Origin of the sequence: Mesorhizobium sp. M8A.F.Ca.ET.161.01.1.1 (assembly GCF_004792105.1) — a bacterium.
In the GTDB taxonomy this organism is placed as follows: domain Bacteria; phylum Pseudomonadota; class Alphaproteobacteria; order Rhizobiales; family Rhizobiaceae; genus Mesorhizobium.
In genome coordinates, this window is record NZ_SRTD01000374.1 from 1 (window position 1) to 306 (window position 306).

General features: G+C 59.5%; 1 protein-coding gene. It reads left to right on the forward strand.

Going from position 1 to position 306, the window contains the following annotated elements; all coding sequences use genetic code 11:
- A partial coding sequence (locus EN804_RS36140) for a SurA N-terminal domain-containing protein (protein WP_189602230.1) occupies positions 1-306 on the forward strand: 306 nt, incomplete at both ends.

Here is a 306-nt window from a genome sequence, read left to right on the forward strand (position 1 = left end):
CCGATCTCAGCCGCCAGTTCGGCACAAGGCTGACGACCGAACAGGCCAAGGCCTTCGGCATCGACCGCCAGGTCTTCAGCCAGCTTGCAGCCGGGGCATCGCTTGACGAACTCGCTTCGAAGATGAACCTCGGTCTTTCGGAAGACCGTCTTGCCAAACTCATTGCCGAAGACCCCGCCTTTAAATCGGTCAATGGCCAGTTCGACCGCAACCTCTTTACGGAGCGCCTGCGCAATTCCGGTTTCCGCGAGGACGACTACATCAAGGAACGCAGCAAGGTCGCCGTGCGCAGCCAGATCGTTGAAG